A 17,190-nucleotide genomic window follows, 5' to 3' on the forward strand; every position below is an offset into this window, starting at 1 on the left:
CGGGCAACCCGAAACGGGAGCACACCATGCAGGTCCCTTTCAAGTCCTCGCACGCCTTCAAGCACCCCCTGGCGACCCACTCAGCCCTGGACGTACTCGGCTACCGCCGCAACGGCGCACCGATCTACGCCATCGCGGGTGGCAACGGCGAGGGCGAAGGGGCATCCGCATCCGACAACCCGCCCGCGCCGGCAGGCAGTGACCCGGGCACCCCGCCCGCGCCCACCCCTGCACCTCCGGCACAGCCCCCGACGCCGGCCGAACCGAAGCCCGCAACGGGCGACGACGACGCCACCGACTGGAAGGCGCGCGCCCGCGAATGGGAGAAGCGCGCCAAGGCCAACAGCAAGGCGGCCGACGAGCTGGAGAAGGTTCGCCAGCAGAACATGAGCGAGCAGGAGAAGGCTGTCGCCGAGGCGGAGAGGAAGGGCCGCACGGCCGCCGCTTCCGAGTACGGCCACAAGCTCGCCGCCGCCGAGTTCCGCGCAGCCGTTTCCGCCGCAGGCATCGATCTCGGCGAAGCTGCCGACCTGATCGACCCCCGGCAGTTCGTCGGCGAGGACGGCGAGGTCGACACCAACGCCATCAAGGCCGCAGTGAAGAAGCTCGCCAAACTCGCGCCTCATCCTGCCGGGAAGTCCGGCCCGGATCTGTCCGGCGGGACCGGCGAAGGCAGCGCCAAGCAGCGCCCCACATCACTCAGCGCCGCCGTACGCGGCAGCTTCAACACGTAGACCAGTAGGAGGACCCCGTGCCGGTCACGCTCGCACAGGCCCAGCTCAACACCCAGGCGGACATCGACTTCGCCGTCATCGACAACCTGCGGCGCCACTCGTGGCTGCTGGACCAGATCGCCTTCGACGACACCGTCACCCCGGGGACGGGCGGGTCGTCACTGACGTACGGCTACACCCGACTCCTCGCCGCACGCAACGCCTCGTTCCGTGCGGTGAACACCGAGTACACGGCGTCGCAGGCCACCCGTGAGCGGCTCTCCGTCGAACTGAAGCCCCTCGGCGGCGCGTTCACCGTCGACCGCGTCCTGGCCCGGCTCGGGGCAGCGGCGTCGAACGAGATCAGCTTCCAGATGCAGCAGCTCCTCACGAGCACGCGCACGAAGTTCCAGGACGAGCTGATCAACGGCGACACCGCCGTGGACGCCGACGGCTTCGACGGTCTCGACAAGTCCCTGACCGGTCAGGCGACCGAGTACCTGCCTGTCAATGAGGGTGTCGCGGCCGGCTACCTGGACTGGACGCGGGGCACGATCGACACGCAGGCCGAGGCGATGGCGCAGCTGGACATCGTCGACGACTTCCTGTCGCGGATCGTTCCCTCGCACACCGGCGGCGGCGACGCGGGCGCCCCTGGTGCGCTCCCGCCCGGTGTGAAGGCGATTTTGGGCAACACCAAGAGCATCACGCGGATGCGTGCGCTCGGCCGGTGGGCCGGCATCTACACCGCGATGAAGGACGACCTCGGCCGTCACATCGAGATGTACGGGCCGTGGGTTCTCCAGGACCTCGGGGACAACGCGCTCGGTACCGGGCCGATCGTGCCGACCGAGACCCGCGACGCGGACGCGGGCGGCGCCGGCGGGAACATCACGAACCTGACGGACCTGTATGCGGCGTCGTTCGGTCTGGATGCGCTGCACGGGGCGTCGGTGGCGAACCAGCCGCTGGTGCAGACGTTCATGCCGGACTTCAACCAGCCGGGCGCGGTCAAGAGCGGCGAGATCGAGATGGGCCCGGTCGCGGCCGTTCTCCGGAACGTCAAGGCGTGTGGGGTGCTCCGCAACGTGAAGGTGGCCTAGACCAATGCGGTATGAGATCAAGGCCCCGGTACGGTCCTTCAACGGCACGTCCGCCGGTGTCGCCTTCACGGACGGCATCGGCACCGTCGCCGACACCGACAAGCCGGGCCGGGCAGCGCTGGAGTACTTCCGCCGACACGGCTACCGCGTCACCCCCATGGTGCCTGAGGAGGCCGAGGAGCAGGACACCGACGCTCAGGAGCCCGGGGCGCCCAAGGGCACCGAGCCGTTCGAGCCGTCTGAGCATTCCGCCGAGGAGGTCATCGCCTACCTCGACGCTCTCAACCCGCTGTCCGGCATTCAGAGGACCGAGTTCAACCGCGTCATCGCCGCCGAGCGCGGCGGCAAGAACCGCAAGACCATCCTCGCCCGCGCGGGCGCCAATGAGGGAGACCCCCAGTGACCGTTCACGGCCGGTACACCGGCATCCTCCGCGACGACCTCGCGAGCGCCTTCGACGCCGACGCCCAGGACTTCCCCGGCGTCGACTTCACGGACGGCCTGTACCGCGCGAACCTGCGCCGCACCCAGTGCGGCGGCAACCTGTCCGCGCTCACCACCGAAGTCATGCTCGCCACCGCACTGTTCCTGCGGGAAGGCGACGTCGTCACCAACCTCACGTTCCACTCCGCGACCACCGCCGCAGGCACGCCGGCGAACTGGTGGTTCGCCCTGTACTCCAGCGCGGCCACCCCGGCCCTGCTGGCGCAGACCGCCGACCAGACGACCACGGCGTGGGCGGCGAACACGACCATGACGAAGGCCCTGTCCGCGCCGGTCACGATCTCGGCGACCGGCGTCTACTACGCGGCGATCATGGTGAAGGCCGCCACCCCGCCCACCCTCGTCGGCGTGGCAATGCACCACGCCAACGTGTCCGACGGCGTCCTCACCGGCGATGCGGTGCTCTCCCAGACGTCCGGATCAGCGCTGGCGGCAACCGCCCCGGCGACCATCGCGACTCCGACGGCCGTGGCCAACGTGCCACTGGTCATCGCAACCTGATCGGGGCTGAGCCATGACGCTGAGCACGAGCCTGAGCGTGGGTCTGAGGAGCACGCTCACCTCAGCCCTGGACCTGGTCACCTCGCGGGCGCCGCTGGATTACTCGGCGACGGTCTCCCTGGCGTCGGGCGTGGGCGCGAACCAGGCGGACAAGATTTTCGCCGACACCCGGACGCTCGCCGCATCCGCCACGGAGGATTTGGACCTCGCCGGGGTCCTCAGCGACCCCCTCGGGGCCGCGCTCACCTTCGCCCGGATCAAGGCCGTGCTGATCAAGGCGGCGGCCGCGAACACGAACTCGGTCAACGTCACCCGGCCCGCGAGCAACGGCGTCCCGCTGTTCCTCGCGGCCGGGGACGGCCTCGCGGTCCGGCCCGGCGGCCTGATCCTGTGGGTGGCGCCGGACGCGACCGGTGTCGCGGTCACCGCAGGCACGGGCGACTTGCTGACGGTGACCAACTCGGCGGCCGGTACGTCGGTGACGTACGACGTCGTCATCATCGGCGCGAGCGCGTAAGGGGGTGCCCGGTGGCCAGGATCTACGCGACGTCGGCGGAGTACGAGGCGTACACCGGGCAGACCCCGCCGGCGGACATCGACCAGCAGCTGGCGGACGCCTCACGGATGCTCGAAGCACAAGCGTTCCGGCTCTGCTGGTACCAGGTCGACGAGGACGGCTACCCCTCCAACAGCGTGGTGCTGTCGGCGTTCTCGGACGCCGTCTGTGCTCAGGCGCAGTGGTGGGACGAGCTGGGGGACTCGATCGGGGCGGCCGGTGTCGGCTGGGGCACTGTGAAGTTGGGTTCGGCGCAGATGTCCCGGTCGGTCACCGCCACGTCAGGGGCCGCGTCGGCGGCGCGGGAGATCGCCCCGAAGGCGTGGGACGCGCTCCAGGGCATGGACCTGACGCCGGACATCTTCCGGCTCGGGGCGGTGATCTCGTGAAGCTCCCCAAGTTCTGGCTGCAACACCTCGTGGTCGTCGAGCGGCACGAGGGCACCAGCGGAGCCCGCGGCGAGAAGTTCGGCGCCCCGGTCGATGTGCCGTGCTTCCTCGAAGAGAAGAACCGCATGGTCCGCAAGGCGGACGGCACAGAGGTGCTCTCCTCGGCGACGTTCTACTGCCGTCTCGACGCGGTCGACGCGGTGCCGGAGTCGAAGGTCACGCTGCCGGACGGACGAGTGACCACGGTCGCAATGCAGGGCAAGGGTGATGGCGGGAAGCTGCCGTTGCCGGAGCATCTGGAGGTGGCACTCCTGTGAGCCAGTACACCCGCTTCACCCCCGGCAACGCTCAGCGCCTGTGGACCACGCGCGGGCGCAGGCTCGCCGAGGAGGGACTCCGGCGCGGCCTGGAGCACGTCCTCGCGGAGTCGAAGAAACTCGTGCCCCTGGAGGAGGGCACCCTCGAACGGTCCGGGAAGGTGGTCGTCAACGGCCTGGAGGGCGCCGTCTCGTACGACACCGTCTACGCCCGCCGCCAGCACGAGGAACTCACCTGGCGCCACCTGCCCGGCCGGTCCGCGAAGTACCTGGAGATCCCGATGAACCGGGAACGGGACGTCGTCCTGCGGCTCATGCAGGTCGACCTCAGGCGGTTCTTCCGTGGCTGACCTCCTCGACGGCATCGCCCGCCACCTCGACGCCCAAGGCCTCCTCACCTACGACCCTGAGGGCACCGGCGGGGACTGCTTCCTCGACGACATGCCCTCGGGACCCAATACCGCGGTCGCCATCACCAGCTACCAGGCCGGCGCCGAGCCCGACTCGCTGCTGCCGTACGACGAGCCCCGGATTCAGGTCCGCGTCCGCGACCTGGACCCCACGGCCGCCCGTACGCGCTGCCGGGACATCTACAGCGAACTGCACGGCCTCGGCCCGGTCGACCTGCCGGACGGCACCCTGCTGATCCTTTGCGTGGCCCTCCAGGGCGGCCCGACTGCGATCGGCAAGGACCAGAACGGCCGCGCCGAGTACGTGTGCAACTTCCGGGCCGAGCACCGGACAGTCTCAGCCCACCGCGGCTGACCCCACCCCGCTTCCAGCCCGCACGCGTCGGCGTGACGGGCTCTTCGTCATGCCTGGAGGAGACCTTGTCCGCAGTCAAGTACAACGCCCGAGACGTCCGTTTCGCCATCGAGGACTTCAACAACCCTGGGACCTGGGTGGAGTTCCGCACCGCCACAGGCGGCAGCGGCGAGGGCGGCATCAACACCTTCACCAAGGGCCACGCCTACGAGGCCGCCGACACCACCGTCTTCGGCAGCAACGGGCGCGCCGAGACCCAGAACATGCAGGAAGGAAAGACCCTCGCCTTGCAGGGGTTCCGGCTGATCGACCCCGACACTGGCGCCCTCGACCCGGCCCAGGCGCTCGCCGAGGCCCAGGCCGCACGCCTCGGCGTCGACTCCCTGGTCGGCTTCCGCTTCGCGGCCCCCGGCGAGACAACCTGGACGGTGTGGACCAACGCCACGTTCCAGCTCGGCGAGGAAGGTGGCGGCAACAACGACAAGGCCACCTGGGCCTGCACCGTCACCCGCTCCGGCCCGCAGACCACGGCGGCCATCTCGTGACGGCCCGCAAGACCCCCGCCAAGGGCGACGAGTCGTGGGACGACTTCTGGGCCGAAGTCTCGCGCGGCCGTACGGAGACGATCCGGGGCGTCGAGGTGCAGGTCCCCACCGACATGCCGCTCATCGTCGAGAAGCGCGTCGAGGAACTCCAGGGCTCCAGCCGCCTGGAGGACATTCAGGAGCTGCTCGGCCTCCTCTTCGGCGCCGACGTCCTGGACCAGTGGCTCGAAGCAGGTATGGGGCTGCGGGAGTTCCAGGTCGTCATGACCTGGGGCCTGGCCCACGCTTCCGGCAACCCGCTCACCCACCGCGAAGCCCTCGATCTCGTCGAGCAGGGTGCGGGCGCGGGAAAACAGCTCGCCCCGAAGGGGCCGAACCGAGCCGCACGGAGATCGCCGTCCGCCGCTGGTGGTGGGCGATCGAAGCGGACTTCCAGCGCGAGTACGGCTACGAGCCGGAAGCGATCGCCCACCTAGGCCGCCGCCGCTTCTACAACCTGCTGCGCGGCCTCTCAACGGCTGCCGCGTTCCGCCGGGTTGCGGGTGACTTCATCTCGGTCGTCGACGACCCGGACCAGGTCAGAGCAGCACTGCACAGCTAACTGAACAGCGTGAAGGGGGTGCCCCGATGTCGGACGCCCTCACAATCGGCGAACTCGTCGGCTTCATCCGCGCCGACGACACCGGCATGCGCCGCGGCCTGGCTCAGTCACAGCTGCGGATGCGCGGCTTCCAGCTCGACACCGAAGGCCGCCTCCGCGACCTGCGGGGCAGGTTCGTCAACGAGTCGCAGACCATGGCCATGAGCCTGCGCGACGACCTGACCGGCGCCATCACCGTCGCGAACACCGCCACCAACCAGTTCACCCGCGACGCCAACGGCCGACTCCGCGACCTGAGCGGACGCTTCGTCACCACCGGCGACGCCGCCCAGCAGATGGGCCAGCGAACCCGCCAGGCCCTCCAGGGAGCCAGCCGGGACGGCAACCGCTTCGCCGGCGTCCTCAACCGGATCGTGAGCGCGGCCGGTGGCCTTGCGCGGGTGGCGGCCGGGGTGGCTCCGATCGCGGGGGCCATTGGTGCTGCCGTGCCCGTGGCGGCCGGGCTGGTCGCCACGTTGCAGAACATCGTCCCGGCGGCGGCTGTCGGCGTCTCGGCGATGCTCGCGGTGCGGCAGGCCTCGGCCGTGGTGAAGCTGGCTGCGGTCGGCATGGACGACGCGATCACCGCCGCGCTGGACCCGGCGAAGAGCGAAGAGTTCGCCGAGGCCCTGAAGAAACTCTCCCCCGAGGCCCGTCAGTTCGCGCTCGCGATCAAGGAGGCGGCGCCGGAGCTGCGGAAGCTCCAGCAGGACGTCCAGAACCGAGTGTTCCGGGGCCTCGCCGAGGACCTGGAGCGCACGGGCCGGGCCGCGCTGCCGGTCGTACGGCGGGAGCTGCTGGCCACGGCTGGCGCGGTCAACCTCATGGGCAAGGGCGTCCTGGACGCGGCCAAGGGGCTGGCTGAGGACGGCACGCTCGGCAAGGCCATGGGGTCCGCGTCGAAGGGCCTGCTGAACCTCTCCTTCATCCCGGGCATCGTCGCCACAGCGCTCGGCCAGGTCGCCGCTGCTGCCGGCCCCAGCTTCGAGCGGCTGACGGAGAAGGCCGGGGACGCGGCGTTCCGGATCGGCGACAAGCTCGCCGGGGCGTTCGAGTCGGGCGCCATGGAGAAGGCGATCGAGGACGCGATCGACCTGATCGGCGACCTCGTCGACGTCGGCCAGAACGTCGGCTCCATCTTCGGCTCGATCTTCTCGGCGGCGGACGTCTCCGGCGGAGGCCTGATCGGCACCCTGAAGACGATCACCGGGGCGCTGGACGAGGCGTTCGCGTCCGAGCCGGTCCAAGCCGGGCTCTCGGCCCTGTTCGAGACCGTGTCCAAGCTCGCGTCGACCGCGGGCCCGCTCCTCGGCCAGGCGCTCGGCGTCATCGGGCCCGTCCTTGAGGCCCTGGGGCCGCCTGCCCAGCGGCTCGTCGAGGCCCTCGGCGATGCGCTGGAGCCGGTCATCGCCGCCCTGGAGCCCGTCCTTGTAGCTGCCGCCGAGGCGATCGGTGCCCTCGTCGATGCCGCGCTGCCGCTCCTGCCGGTCATCGGCGAACTCGCGGCAGCGCTGCTCCCCGCGCTGACCCCGCTGTTGGAGGCCTGCCAGACGGTCTTCGAGGCGCTGGCCCCGGTGATCGAGGAAACCGCCGGGATCCTGATGGACTCCCTGGCGCCGATCCTGGAGAACCTGCCGGGGATCATCGAGCCGCTCGCCGAAATCCTGGCCACGACACTCGTCGCGGGGATCACGATCCTGGGCGAGCTGATCGAGGAACTCGGGCCCACGCTCGTGACCTTGGGCGAGGCGTTCGGCGAGCTGATGGTGGCCGTCGCGCCGCTGCTGGAGATGGTCGCTCAGCTGGTCGCCGAGGGCCTGGCGGCGATGATGCCCGTCATCGAGGCGCTGATCCCGGTGGTCGCGGCGCTCGCCGTGATGCTCGGCGGCTTCCTCGCCGACGTCATCTCCAACGTCATGGTGCCGGCCCTACAGGCGGTCATCGCACTGTTGCAGGGCGATTTCTCAGGGGCCTGGGAGTACGCGAAGCAGGCCGTCATCGGGGCCGGGATGGCCGTGATCACGGCAGTTTCCGGGATGGCTACGAGCATCTTCGACGGCGTGCGCCGGGCGATCGGCTACCTGGCCAACATGCCGGGGCAGGCGATCGGCGTCCTCGGCAACCTCGGTGGGCTCCTGCTCTCTGCTGGGTCGTCGCTGATCCAGGGGTTCATCGACGGCATCATGAGCCGCCTTGCGGATGTGGCTTCTGCCGCCTCGTCGGTGGTCAGCGCAGCCAGCAACTTCTTCCCCCACTCCCCGGCCAAGGAGGGCCCGTTCTCCGGCCGCGGCTACACGCTGTACTCCGGCCGCGCCCTGGTGGAGGCGTTCCGCAAGGGCATCGACGACGGGATGCCGGGCGTGCGGTCGTCCCTCGGCGAGATGCCGGGCCTTGGGTCGGTCCTCGGGGGTCTGGGGGTGGGCGGGGGTCTGGCGCTGCCGGGCGAACTGTCCATGGCGGGTCTGGGCGGGAGCGAGGCGACGCGGGTGGAGGTCGTCAACCGCACCGTCCTGGATGTGAGGGGCGGGGACGACGAGTTCCTGCGGATGATCCGCCGGTGGGCGGACATCGAGGGCGGCGGCAACGTGCAGGACGCATTCGGAAAGGCGGGGTGACCGGTGGCATATCCAGAAGCCAAGGTGGAGTTTCTGCTGGGCGGCGCGTACGTGGACGTCACGACCGACGTCTACGTACGCGGGCGGATCAACATCACGTGCGGCCGGAAGGACCGCGGGTCCCGCCCGTCGCCGTCCCGCTGCCGCTTCTACCTGAAGAACAGCCCGGAAGTGCGAGCCCGCTACTCGCCGGTGAACCCGACGGGCGAGTACTACGGCCTACTGCTGCCGAACACCGTGTGCCGGATCAGCGTCAACCCGAACGGCACGCAGTGGTACCGGTTCTGCGGGGTGATCCCGGACTTCGTGCTGGACCGGAACGCGACCGACCTGGACCGCTGGGTAGCCGTCGACGCGTTCGGGCTGCTCTATGCGCTCCAGGGCGGCGACCCGCCGGCGTACAACGCGCTACGCCGCCACATCAACCACTACGGACCGCTCGCCTGCTGGCCGCTCACCGACGGCTCGGACGCCCGGCAGGGGAGCGAGATCGTGACGGGCGGGGAACCCATGCGGGCTGTCGGCAAGTCGGGAAGCTTCTTCCAGGGGCAGCCGAATTGGTCGCGGGGGGACCTCGCGCCGTGGCTCTCCTCCGTCGTCCAGCTCCCCGACAACACCCGAGGCCAGCTCACGGCCACCATGCAGCCTGCCGACGTGACCAGCTGGGCGGTGGACTTCTTCCGCTCGGGCCTGGGTGGTGACGACGACACCCTCACGGTGTACGACACCGGTCCCGGTACGGACGCGGACCCGCTGAACGCCTACATCGTGGTCGCGGACCGATCTGCCAACCAGCTGCGCCTGGACGTGACGTTCTACGGCGAGACAGGCACCGGCACCTCGACCCTGTGGGCTCAGGACGACCCGGGGATCTTCGACGAGTCACCTCACATGATCCGCTTCGTGATCGAGCAGAGCGGCGCGGAAATCGCCTGGAGCCTGATCATCGACGGCGAGACCGTCGCCTTCGCCACCGACCCAACGCTGTACCACCCGCCCACCAGACTCCGCTACGACTGGGGGGTCACAACGGCGACCGCCGACCCGTCCTCGCTCGGCTACGTCACCTGCTGGGGCGACACCGCCCCGGACGCCGCCGACACGTGGAAGGCAGTGCTCGGGAACCTACGGGAGCCGGCCGGGCGCCGCATCGAGCGCCTGTGCCTGGAGGAGGGCATCCCACTGCGGGTGATCGGCAGTCTGGACGACACGCCGCTGATGGGCCCGCAGATGAACGCCACCCTGATGAGCCTGCTGGAGGCTGCGATCGCGGTGGACGGCAGCACGCTGACCGACGCGACGGACGAGCTGGCGCTGGAGATTCGGACGAACCGCTCGAAGTACAGCCAGGGGGTGAGCGCGTGACCGTTACGCACGTGTGGGCCGGGGCGACCACGGACACCAGCGCCTGGGTGCGCGGGAAGGTCACCGGGGCGAGTACGCGGCTGGCCGTGTCCCTGTCGGCCGCACTGTCGGCACCGACGTACTTCGGGCCGGTCGTACCCACGGCCGACGGCATCGCCTCCCTCCAGGCGACGGGGCTTCAGCCGGGCATCCGCTACTACTACGCGTTGGAGGACGACGGTGTCTTGGACACCGCCTTCAGCGGCACATTCCGCACGCACCCGGTCGCGGCCGGGGAGCGCGCGAGCTTCGCGTTCGGGGCGGCCGGGGACGCCGGCCTGACGGGCGACGGCGACGACTCGTACGTCACCAGCGCGGTGTCCGACAACCCGGTCTTCGACACGATGCGGGCACAATCGGCGGCCGAGGACTGGCTGTTCTTCTCCCACCTCGGCGACTTCCACTATCGGAACATCGCCACCGCGACGGCCGCCGACTACCGGGCCGGGTACAACGACTCGCTGACGTTCAACGGCGCGCTCGGCGCGGCTGCCCGTCAGGGCCGGTTCTACCGCGACAACCCCCTGACGTACGTGTGGGACGACCACGACTTCGGGCCGAACAACTCGGACCGTACGGCGGCCGGGAACGCGACCGCGAACAGCGTGTATCGGGAGCGGGTGCCGCACTACACGCTGCCGTCGGCGTCCACGATCAACCAGAGTTGGCAGGTCGGCAGGATCCTCTTCATCGCCTCCGACGTCCGCTCGGCGCGCGACCCGAACAGCGACCCGCAGTCCCCGACGAAGACCATGCTCGGCTCGGCGCAGAAGACGTGGATGGAGTCCGTCCTTACCGCCGACACGGGCGCCGAAGCTCTGGTGTGGATCAGCCCGTCACGCTGGCTCGCCGACGGCACCGGCACCGACACCTGGAACTCATTCCTGCACGAGCGCGACGAGGTTATCGATCTCTTCGGTGACACTGGCTGGCTCGACAAGATGATCCAGCTCACCGCCGACATGCACGCCCTGTCCATCTGCTCGGGCCCCGGCAACCCCTGGGGCGGCTTCCCGATCTACATGTTTGCGTCGATGGACTCCGGCTCCTGGTCCGAGGACCCCCTGTACGACATCGGCTCCACCATGGGCCGTCAGCAGTACGGCACCATGCAGGTCCGCGACCGGGGCCACACGATCGAACTCGGTGGCACCGGGTGGATCAACGGCACGGCGTGGAAGAGCCACACGGCGTATGTGCATGTCGGCAACCCCGTCCTCAGCCTGGACTTCGACGCCGGTCACGTGAAGGACCCGTTCAGGCCCACCGTGGGCACCGGCGGCACCGTGAACGACTTCACCGCCAAGCGGCAAGATGGCGGCGAGGCCCGCTTCGTGAAGACGGACGGCCCACGCGGCACCGACGCGATCGGCACCCAGCCGGACTCCGCCACCGTCCAGGTCGCCTCAGACGACCAACTCGGCGATCAGGCTTCCTGGCGCGTCCACCTCGGCACCAGCCCGGACGCCCGCATCCCCGAGGTCCACATCGACCTCGCCAAGGCCGGGAACACCACCACCGTCGCGGACGCGGTGGCCGGCGCCTCCCTCGGCGACGCGATGGCCATCAGCAATCCGCCGGACGACCTCCCCCCGGACGACGTCCAGTTGATCGTCGAGGGGTACAGCGAGCGCATCGGCGAGTTCGAGTGGGATTGGCAGGCCAACACATCGCCCGGCCGGCCGTGGAACATCGGCTCGATCCCAGTGGATGAGGCATCGGCAGGACCAGACCAGCCGAACCGGTGGGACACGTCCGGCTCGCAGCTGGTCTCAGACGCGACGGCCGGGGCGACGGAGATGGTCGTGCACACGCCGCCGGACGGCGTGTTCGAGCGGATGCCGTGGATCATTTCGGATGGTCCGGCCGATGCCCCGAACCTGCACCCCACGCACTTCCCGATGCGGCTGGCGCTGGGCGGGGAGGACGTCACGGTCACCAGCTGCGTGCCGTACGCGTGGGACACGTTCGATCGCACCTCCAGCAACTCGTGGGGCACGTCCAACTCGGGGCATGCGTGGCAGGTCTCGCCGACCGCGAACGCGGCGGACTTCGACGTCGCCTCTGGGGTGGGCACGATCGGCGTCAACGCGGTGAACTCCAGCCGTCGTGTGTACCTGCCGAGCAGCCTCGTCCTCGCGGACGTGGATGTGAAAGTGCAGGCGTCTCCGTCAGTGCTTGCGGCGGCCGGCAACATCGAGACGTCGATCATGCTGCGGGTGGACCCAGCGGACATCGGGAACACCTACTACTACGGCGAGATCGAGTTCAACTTCGCGGCCTCGCGCACGGTGCGGGCGCGGATCGTACGCCGTCAGGCGGGCGTCGATACCGCTCTGTCCACGGCGTTCGACGTGCCGGGGCTCGTCTACACGGCCGGGTCGCTGTGGTGGATCCGCTTCCAGGCGATCGGGACGGCGTTGCGGCTGCGGGTGTGGGAGGACGGGACGTTCGAGCCTGCGATCTGGCATGTGGACGTCGCTGACAGTGCGCTGACGTCGGGCCGGATCGGGTTGCGGGCGATCCTCGATCCGACCAACACGAACGCTCTTCCGGTGCTGACCAACTGGGACAAGTTCGAGGTGCTCACTCCACAGCGGATGACCGTCCAACGTGCCTGGAACCAGGTGTCGAAGCCTCATGCGGCCGGGGCCCCGGTCTCGCTGGCTCAACCGGCCCCACTGGGCCTGTAGAAGGGAGATGCGGGTGCCGAATCCGTACGTGTACGCGGGGCAGATCGCGACGGCGGATCAGTGGAACGCGCTGATCCCCCGCATGGTGACGCAGGAGAACGACCAGACCGTCACCTCAGCCACCACGGGGACGACTCTGGTCGACTCGGAGATCAGTGTGCAGCTGGAGCCGAACGCGCTGTACGAGTACCGGCTGTGGCTCTCGTACTCTGCTGATGGGGCCGCGGACTTCAAGTGGGCGTGGGACCTGACCGGGATGTTGATCTGTTCGTTCACGCAGGCCAATGCGGCTGGCTTGTCGACGGCGTCGGTGAACGATGGTGGTGACGTGATCCTGCGGCGGCCGGCGGCGACGACGAACCGGATCGCGGGTGGCTCTGGGGCGGTGAATTTCCACTCGGCGTACGACTGGGGGACGTTGCAGACGGATGCGGCTCCGGGGCCGATCACGTTGCAGTTCGCGCAGAACACGAGCAGCGCGAACGACACGATCTTGCGGGGTGGGAACCAGACGCGGTTCCTGTATCAGCGGATCCGATAACCCCTGTTATCAGCTGCCCCGCGCCACCAGGCCGGGGCTCTTCTCATGCCCTGGAGGCACTCATGGCCGTCCGCGCCAAGTTCCGCTGCATGTCCGAGACCCACAAGAAGTGGGGGCCGGAGGACTCCCACGTCAGCCGCTCCTACGAGTTCATGGCCGCGTACGACGCGGACGCCCCGGAGGACCAGCGGTTCGCCAAGGCCACCCCGTCCGGGAGCCTCACGATCCAGGTGGACAACCCCGCTGTCACCTTCGAGCCCGGCCGCTCCTACTACCTCGACTTCACCCCGATCGAGGCCTGACCCCCGCGCCCCCACACACGCCCCGTGCCGTCCGGCCGGGGCCTTTCTCCTGTCTGGAGGCCCCATGGCCACACCACTGTCCGCGTCCAAGTTCCTCGCCGCCCTGAAGGCGGAGGGCGTGAAGGTCGTCGAGGTCGGCGACTGGGAGACCCACAACCGGGCCGGTCACGGCCCCTGGGGCGAAGTCCACGGGGTGATGGTCCACCACACCGTCACCAAGGGCACCGCCAACACGGTGAGCATCTGCCGTACCGGCTACCAAGGACTGCCCGGCCCGCTGTGCCACGGCGTTGTCGCCAAGGACGGCGCCGTCCACCTCGTCGGCTACGGCCGTACCAACCACGCCGGCTCCGGCGACGACGACGTCCTGCGGGCCGTGATCGCCGAGAAGACCCTGCCCGCTCCGAACGAGGCGAACACCGACGGCAATGCCCGCTTCTACGGCTTCGAGTGCGAGAACCTCGGAGACGGCAAGGACCCGTGGCCCGCCGTCCAGGTCGAGGCGATGGTGCGCGCGGCAGCCGCGCTCTGCCGGGCGCACGGCTGGGGTGAGGACGGCGACACCAGCGTGATCGGGCACAAGGAGTGGCAGCCCGGCAAGGTCGACCCCCGCGGCCCCGGGGTGTCCATGCCCGACATCCGCAAGCGCGCCGCCGAGCGGCTGAAGCACGCGGCCAGCTGGTCGCCCGGCACGACCACACCGCCGGCCCCGAAGCCGCCCACGACAGAGGAGCGGCTGACCGCTCTGGAGAAGCGCGTCACCGCGCTGGAAAAGGGAGCCTGACCCATGAGAATCGCCAGCTTCGCCAAGTCCCTCATCGCCGGTCTCGCGGCCGGGTCCGCCGCCGCGGTCACGGCCGTGCAGGACAACGTGGTCACCACCGGCGAGGGTGTCACCATCGTGCTCGCCGTCCTCGGCGCGTGGGGCATCACCTACGCCGTGCCCAACAAGCCCAGCAACCTGGGCGTCTGATGTCGTGCCGGGCGGCCCGGCGGCTCTCCGAGAAGCTGGGCCGTCGCGGCGTCTTCCTGCTGATCATCGGTGTCGGGAAAACCAGCTGGGGCGTCAGCTTCCTCGTCGCCCCTCCGCCCGCCCAAGGCCTTGAGTTCCTCACCCAGTTCTGCGGCCTGCGCCACTGGTCGTGGCTGTGGATCGTCTGCGGCCTCATCACCGCCGCCTCCGCGTTCCTCCGGATCGGCCGGGACGGCTGGGGATTCCTCGCCGCGCTCATTCCCCCCACCGTGTGGGCGTTCGCCTACACCGTTGCCGTCATCAGCGGCGACTACTCGCGCGGCGGATTCGTCGCCGCCTGGTACGCGACCTCACACATCGGGGTCATCCTGTGGGCGGCCTGGGTGCCCGAGCATTCGGTCCCCCCAGCACCGAGGCCTGCCCGGAGAGGCAAAGCCATATGAACGTCGGCGAATGGGCGGGGCTCGTAGCCGCGGCCGGGAGCATCCTCGGCGGGGGCGGCTGGTTCGTGTCCCGCGCCACCCGGGACGCCGCCCGCGCGACGGCTGCCGCGACGGAAGCAGCTGCACGCGCGAACGCCGCGCCCGCACAGCAGCAGGCGTCCCTCGCCGTGCTGGAGGCCACAGTGAAACGGGTCGACGAGGAGAACGGCTCGTTGCGCGGGAAGATGTCCCGGCTGGAAGCGGTACTGCGCGCGTTCGCGTGGACGACCGACCGGTGGTCCCAGCAGATGCACCGTGCCGGGATCGAGCCGGAACCGCCGCACCCGCTGGTGGAGGAGTACAACCGGACTGGAGTGTGAGGCTGCGGGGTTGGATCCGCAGCGGCGGCTGTACGTGTAGGTGGGCTCGTGGCTCGGATGTTGGGGACGTTCTCGCGGCCGTGGTGCCCGTACTGTCGTGGCCCGGCGGGGCTGGACTGTCCGGATGCGTCGTGGCCGAAGCGGGCTCGGCGGTCTCGGGAGAAGCGGGAATGGCGGCGCGATTTGTCAGGTGCGATGACTTATCGCTGATATTCCTGGGGTGTCCCTCACAGGGAGTAGTCTTGTGCTGCTCGGATGACGACCGTTCGGGTGACGGACATGAGTATGCCCTCGCGCGGTAGGAGCCGCCGAGGGCGTGGATCCAAGGAGAGAAGCCTTGACTCAGTTCCAACATAACGCCCCTGAGCCGTCGAGCGACAGCCAGGGTGCCCTCCAACTCTTCAACGTCTCCGGCGCGGACATCCGCTTCGGGCTCACCGGGGACGGCACCCCCTACGCGGTGGCCGCCGACTTCGCCAAGACCATGGGATACGGCCAGGCCAGCGACGCGACCAGGCTCCTCGACGACGACGAGAAGGGGCAGCAGATTGTGCTGACCCCCGGCGGGCGGCAGATGATGAACGTCATCTACGAGGACGGGCTGTGGGAGCTGATCTTCCGCAGCACGCTCCCCGGCGCCAAGGCCATCAAATCCCGCGTGAAGTCGATCCTCAAGGAGATCCGGGAGACCGGACACTACGACGCCACGGCCGCCCCGGTGCCGCAGGACTACGAGGAGGCTCTCGTTCATCTCCTCGACAAGGTGCGGGAGAACAAGGCGCTGGAGGCGGCGAACAAGGTCCTCGCGCCGAAGGCTGGCAAATGGGACCAGTTCATGAACTCCGAGGGCCTGATCGGCATGACGGCCATCGCCGACATGCTCGACACGCCCGTCCGGGACATGACGAACTGGCTCGTCGACGAGGGCGTCTTCCGTAAGCAGCCCTCCCGGTTCGGTTCGAACAAGAACATGCCGCGCCGTATGTATCAGGCCTCGGGGCACTTCGAGGTGAAGCTGGAGACGAACGGGAAGGTGTCTTACGAGGTGGCCTACGCCACCGTGCAGGGCGCGGACTTCGTCTTCGACCGCTGGCAGGCGCACGCTGCTGCCTGACCGCCACGTAGTTTCGGCCCCGTTCTCCTTCGGGAGGGCGGGGCCGCTTTGCTGTGTCCGGGCACCTACCCGGCTTCGGTGACGTCGATCCGCACCCGATCGAACCCGCAGATGCCCGTGTCCGGTCTCTTTCGCTATGGCTGGATGTGGTGCATGGTGATGTGCGCGGGATCCGAGCCAACCCCCGGGCGAGGTTCCCTCTCGGGCCCTGCCGAGCGGGTTTCGGCGGGGCCCGCCGCACCTCCCGGTTTCCTCCCCACGGGAGGCTCTGCGGCTGCCATCGGCGGTAATGGCGCCGGGCCATCACTTTCGAGGTGCCGCGAAAGTGACAAGGGTTTTCACTAGGCGGGCATGCGCAAAGTGATCAAGCGGCTTCGGTGACGTCGATCCGTTCCACCGCGACCGCCCGCGTCCACTCCTCCACCAGCTCCGCATACCGGGCCCGCGCGTCTCCGTACAGGCGCCCGTCAGCACCACGAACGAGCGCACGAATCTCCGCATTCACGACCGCAGAAGACCGCACGGAACCATGGCGCGAAGGGGAGGAGGGCATACAGCCAGCCTACCGAGCAGCAGGCCCAGAAACTCACCGGCCACCCACGAGAAAGGCCCCCACGGACCGCAATCCGTAAGGGCCTAACCCACGCACACCATCGGCCATCCGGCGTACCGTTCCAAGTGACGAAGCCTGGAACGGAGACCATTATGGCCCA

Annotated in this window: 20 protein-coding genes and 1 pseudogene; all 21 read left to right on the forward strand. The window is 69.3% G+C overall.

Annotation, left to right across the window (positions count from 1 at the left end):
- The first annotated feature begins 26 nt into the window (after window positions 1-26).
- The 21 genes and pseudogenes from I8N67_RS34575 to I8N67_RS34675 all read left to right on the forward strand — a co-directional run bounded on the left by I8N67_RS34575 (window position 27) and on the right by I8N67_RS34675 (window position 16,477).
- Window positions 27-734, forward strand: a complete 708-nt coding sequence (locus I8N67_RS34575; RefSeq protein ID WP_200308236.1) for a hypothetical protein — start codon at window positions 27-29, stop codon at window positions 732-734.
- 17 nt (window positions 735-751) lie between these two features.
- Window positions 752-1,816, forward strand: a complete 1,065-nt coding sequence (locus I8N67_RS34580) for a major capsid protein (protein WP_200308237.1) — start codon at window positions 752-754, stop codon at window positions 1,814-1,816.
- Window positions 1,817-1,820: 4 nt separating this feature from the next.
- Window positions 1,821-2,219, forward strand: coding sequence for a Rossmann-fold NAD(P)-binding domain-containing protein (locus I8N67_RS34585; RefSeq protein WP_200308238.1), 399 nt, complete (start codon window positions 1,821-1,823; stop codon window positions 2,217-2,219).
- A complete protein-coding gene (locus tag I8N67_RS34590) occupies window positions 2,216-2,821 on the forward strand; it encodes a hypothetical protein (protein WP_200308239.1) in 606 nt (201 codons plus the stop codon). The genes I8N67_RS34585 and I8N67_RS34590 overlap by 4 nt, the downstream gene beginning before the upstream one ends.
- A 13-nt stretch (window positions 2,822-2,834) precedes the next feature.
- A complete protein-coding gene (locus tag I8N67_RS34595; RefSeq protein ID WP_200308240.1) occupies window positions 2,835-3,338 on the forward strand; it encodes a hypothetical protein in 504 nt (167 codons plus the stop codon).
- 11 nt (window positions 3,339-3,349) lie between these two features.
- Complete coding sequence (locus tag I8N67_RS34600) at window positions 3,350-3,766, forward strand: hypothetical protein (protein ID WP_200308241.1); 417 nt, start codon at window positions 3,350-3,352, stop codon at window positions 3,764-3,766.
- Entirely contained in the window at window positions 3,763-4,083 is a 321-nt protein-coding gene (locus tag I8N67_RS34605; RefSeq protein ID WP_200308242.1) for a hypothetical protein, read from the forward strand. Before I8N67_RS34600 ends, I8N67_RS34605 begins: the two co-directional genes overlap by 4 nt.
- On the forward strand, window positions 4,080-4,433 hold the full coding sequence (locus tag I8N67_RS34610) for a minor capsid protein (protein WP_200308243.1): 354 nt from the start codon (window positions 4,080-4,082) through the stop codon (window positions 4,431-4,433). The genes I8N67_RS34605 and I8N67_RS34610 overlap by 4 nt, the downstream gene beginning before the upstream one ends.
- Window positions 4,426-4,848, forward strand: a complete 423-nt coding sequence (locus I8N67_RS34615) for a minor capsid protein (RefSeq protein WP_200308244.1) — start codon at window positions 4,426-4,428, stop codon at window positions 4,846-4,848. Before I8N67_RS34610 ends, I8N67_RS34615 begins: the two co-directional genes overlap by 8 nt.
- A 65-nt stretch (window positions 4,849-4,913) precedes the next feature.
- Window positions 4,914-5,393: a phage tail tube protein gene (locus tag I8N67_RS34620; RefSeq protein ID WP_200308245.1), complete on the forward strand. Its 480-nt coding sequence runs from the start codon at window positions 4,914-4,916 to the stop codon at window positions 5,391-5,393.
- Window positions 5,390-5,869 carry a hypothetical protein gene (locus I8N67_RS34625; protein WP_200308246.1) on the forward strand — a complete coding sequence of 160 codons (480 nt, stop codon included), beginning with the start codon at window positions 5,390-5,392 and terminating at the stop codon, window positions 5,867-5,869. The genes I8N67_RS34620 and I8N67_RS34625 overlap by 4 nt, the downstream gene beginning before the upstream one ends.
- Window positions 5,870-6,020: 151 nt before the next feature.
- Window positions 6,021-8,648 (forward strand): phage tail protein, encoded by a 2,628-nt coding sequence (locus I8N67_RS34630; RefSeq protein ID WP_200308247.1) that lies wholly within the window; start codon window positions 6,021-6,023, stop codon window positions 8,646-8,648.
- Between the two features lie 3 nt (window positions 8,649-8,651).
- Window positions 8,652-10,013: a hypothetical protein gene (locus I8N67_RS34635; RefSeq protein ID WP_200308248.1), complete on the forward strand. Its 1,362-nt coding sequence runs from the start codon at window positions 8,652-8,654 to the stop codon at window positions 10,011-10,013.
- Entirely contained in the window at window positions 10,010-12,745 is a 2,736-nt protein-coding gene (locus I8N67_RS34640; protein WP_200308249.1) for an alkaline phosphatase D family protein, read from the forward strand. The genes I8N67_RS34635 and I8N67_RS34640 overlap by 4 nt, the downstream gene beginning before the upstream one ends.
- Before the next feature lie 28 nt (window positions 12,746-12,773).
- Window positions 12,774-13,286, forward strand: coding sequence for a hypothetical protein (locus tag I8N67_RS34645; RefSeq protein ID WP_200308250.1), 513 nt, complete (start codon window positions 12,774-12,776; stop codon window positions 13,284-13,286).
- 62 nt (window positions 13,287-13,348) lie between these two features.
- Window positions 13,349-13,588, forward strand: a complete 240-nt coding sequence (locus tag I8N67_RS34650; protein WP_200308251.1) for a hypothetical protein — start codon at window positions 13,349-13,351, stop codon at window positions 13,586-13,588.
- A 64-nt stretch (window positions 13,589-13,652) separates the two neighbouring features.
- Window positions 13,653-14,255 (forward strand): annotated as a pseudogene (locus I8N67_RS34655) (peptidoglycan recognition protein family protein); the annotation flags it as partial.
- A 120-nt stretch (window positions 14,256-14,375) separates the two neighbouring features.
- Window positions 14,376-14,561, forward strand: a complete 186-nt coding sequence (locus tag I8N67_RS34660; protein ID WP_200308253.1) for a hypothetical protein — start codon at window positions 14,376-14,378, stop codon at window positions 14,559-14,561.
- Window positions 14,561-15,004 (forward strand): hypothetical protein, encoded by a 444-nt coding sequence (locus I8N67_RS34665; protein ID WP_200308254.1) that lies wholly within the window; start codon window positions 14,561-14,563, stop codon window positions 15,002-15,004. Before I8N67_RS34660 ends, I8N67_RS34665 begins: the two co-directional genes overlap by 1 nt.
- Complete coding sequence (locus I8N67_RS34670) at window positions 15,001-15,363, forward strand: hypothetical protein (protein WP_200308255.1); 363 nt, start codon at window positions 15,001-15,003, stop codon at window positions 15,361-15,363. Before I8N67_RS34665 ends, I8N67_RS34670 begins: the two co-directional genes overlap by 4 nt.
- A 337-nt stretch (window positions 15,364-15,700) precedes the next feature.
- Window positions 15,701-16,477 (forward strand): phage antirepressor KilAC domain-containing protein, encoded by a 777-nt coding sequence (locus I8N67_RS34675; RefSeq protein WP_200308256.1) that lies wholly within the window; start codon window positions 15,701-15,703, stop codon window positions 16,475-16,477.
- Window positions 16,478-17,190: the final 713 nt, after the last annotated feature.

Origin of the sequence: Streptomyces adelaidensis (assembly GCF_016598475.1) — a bacterium.
Classification (GTDB): Bacteria; Actinomycetota; Actinomycetes; order Streptomycetales; family Streptomycetaceae; genus Streptomyces; species Streptomyces adelaidensis.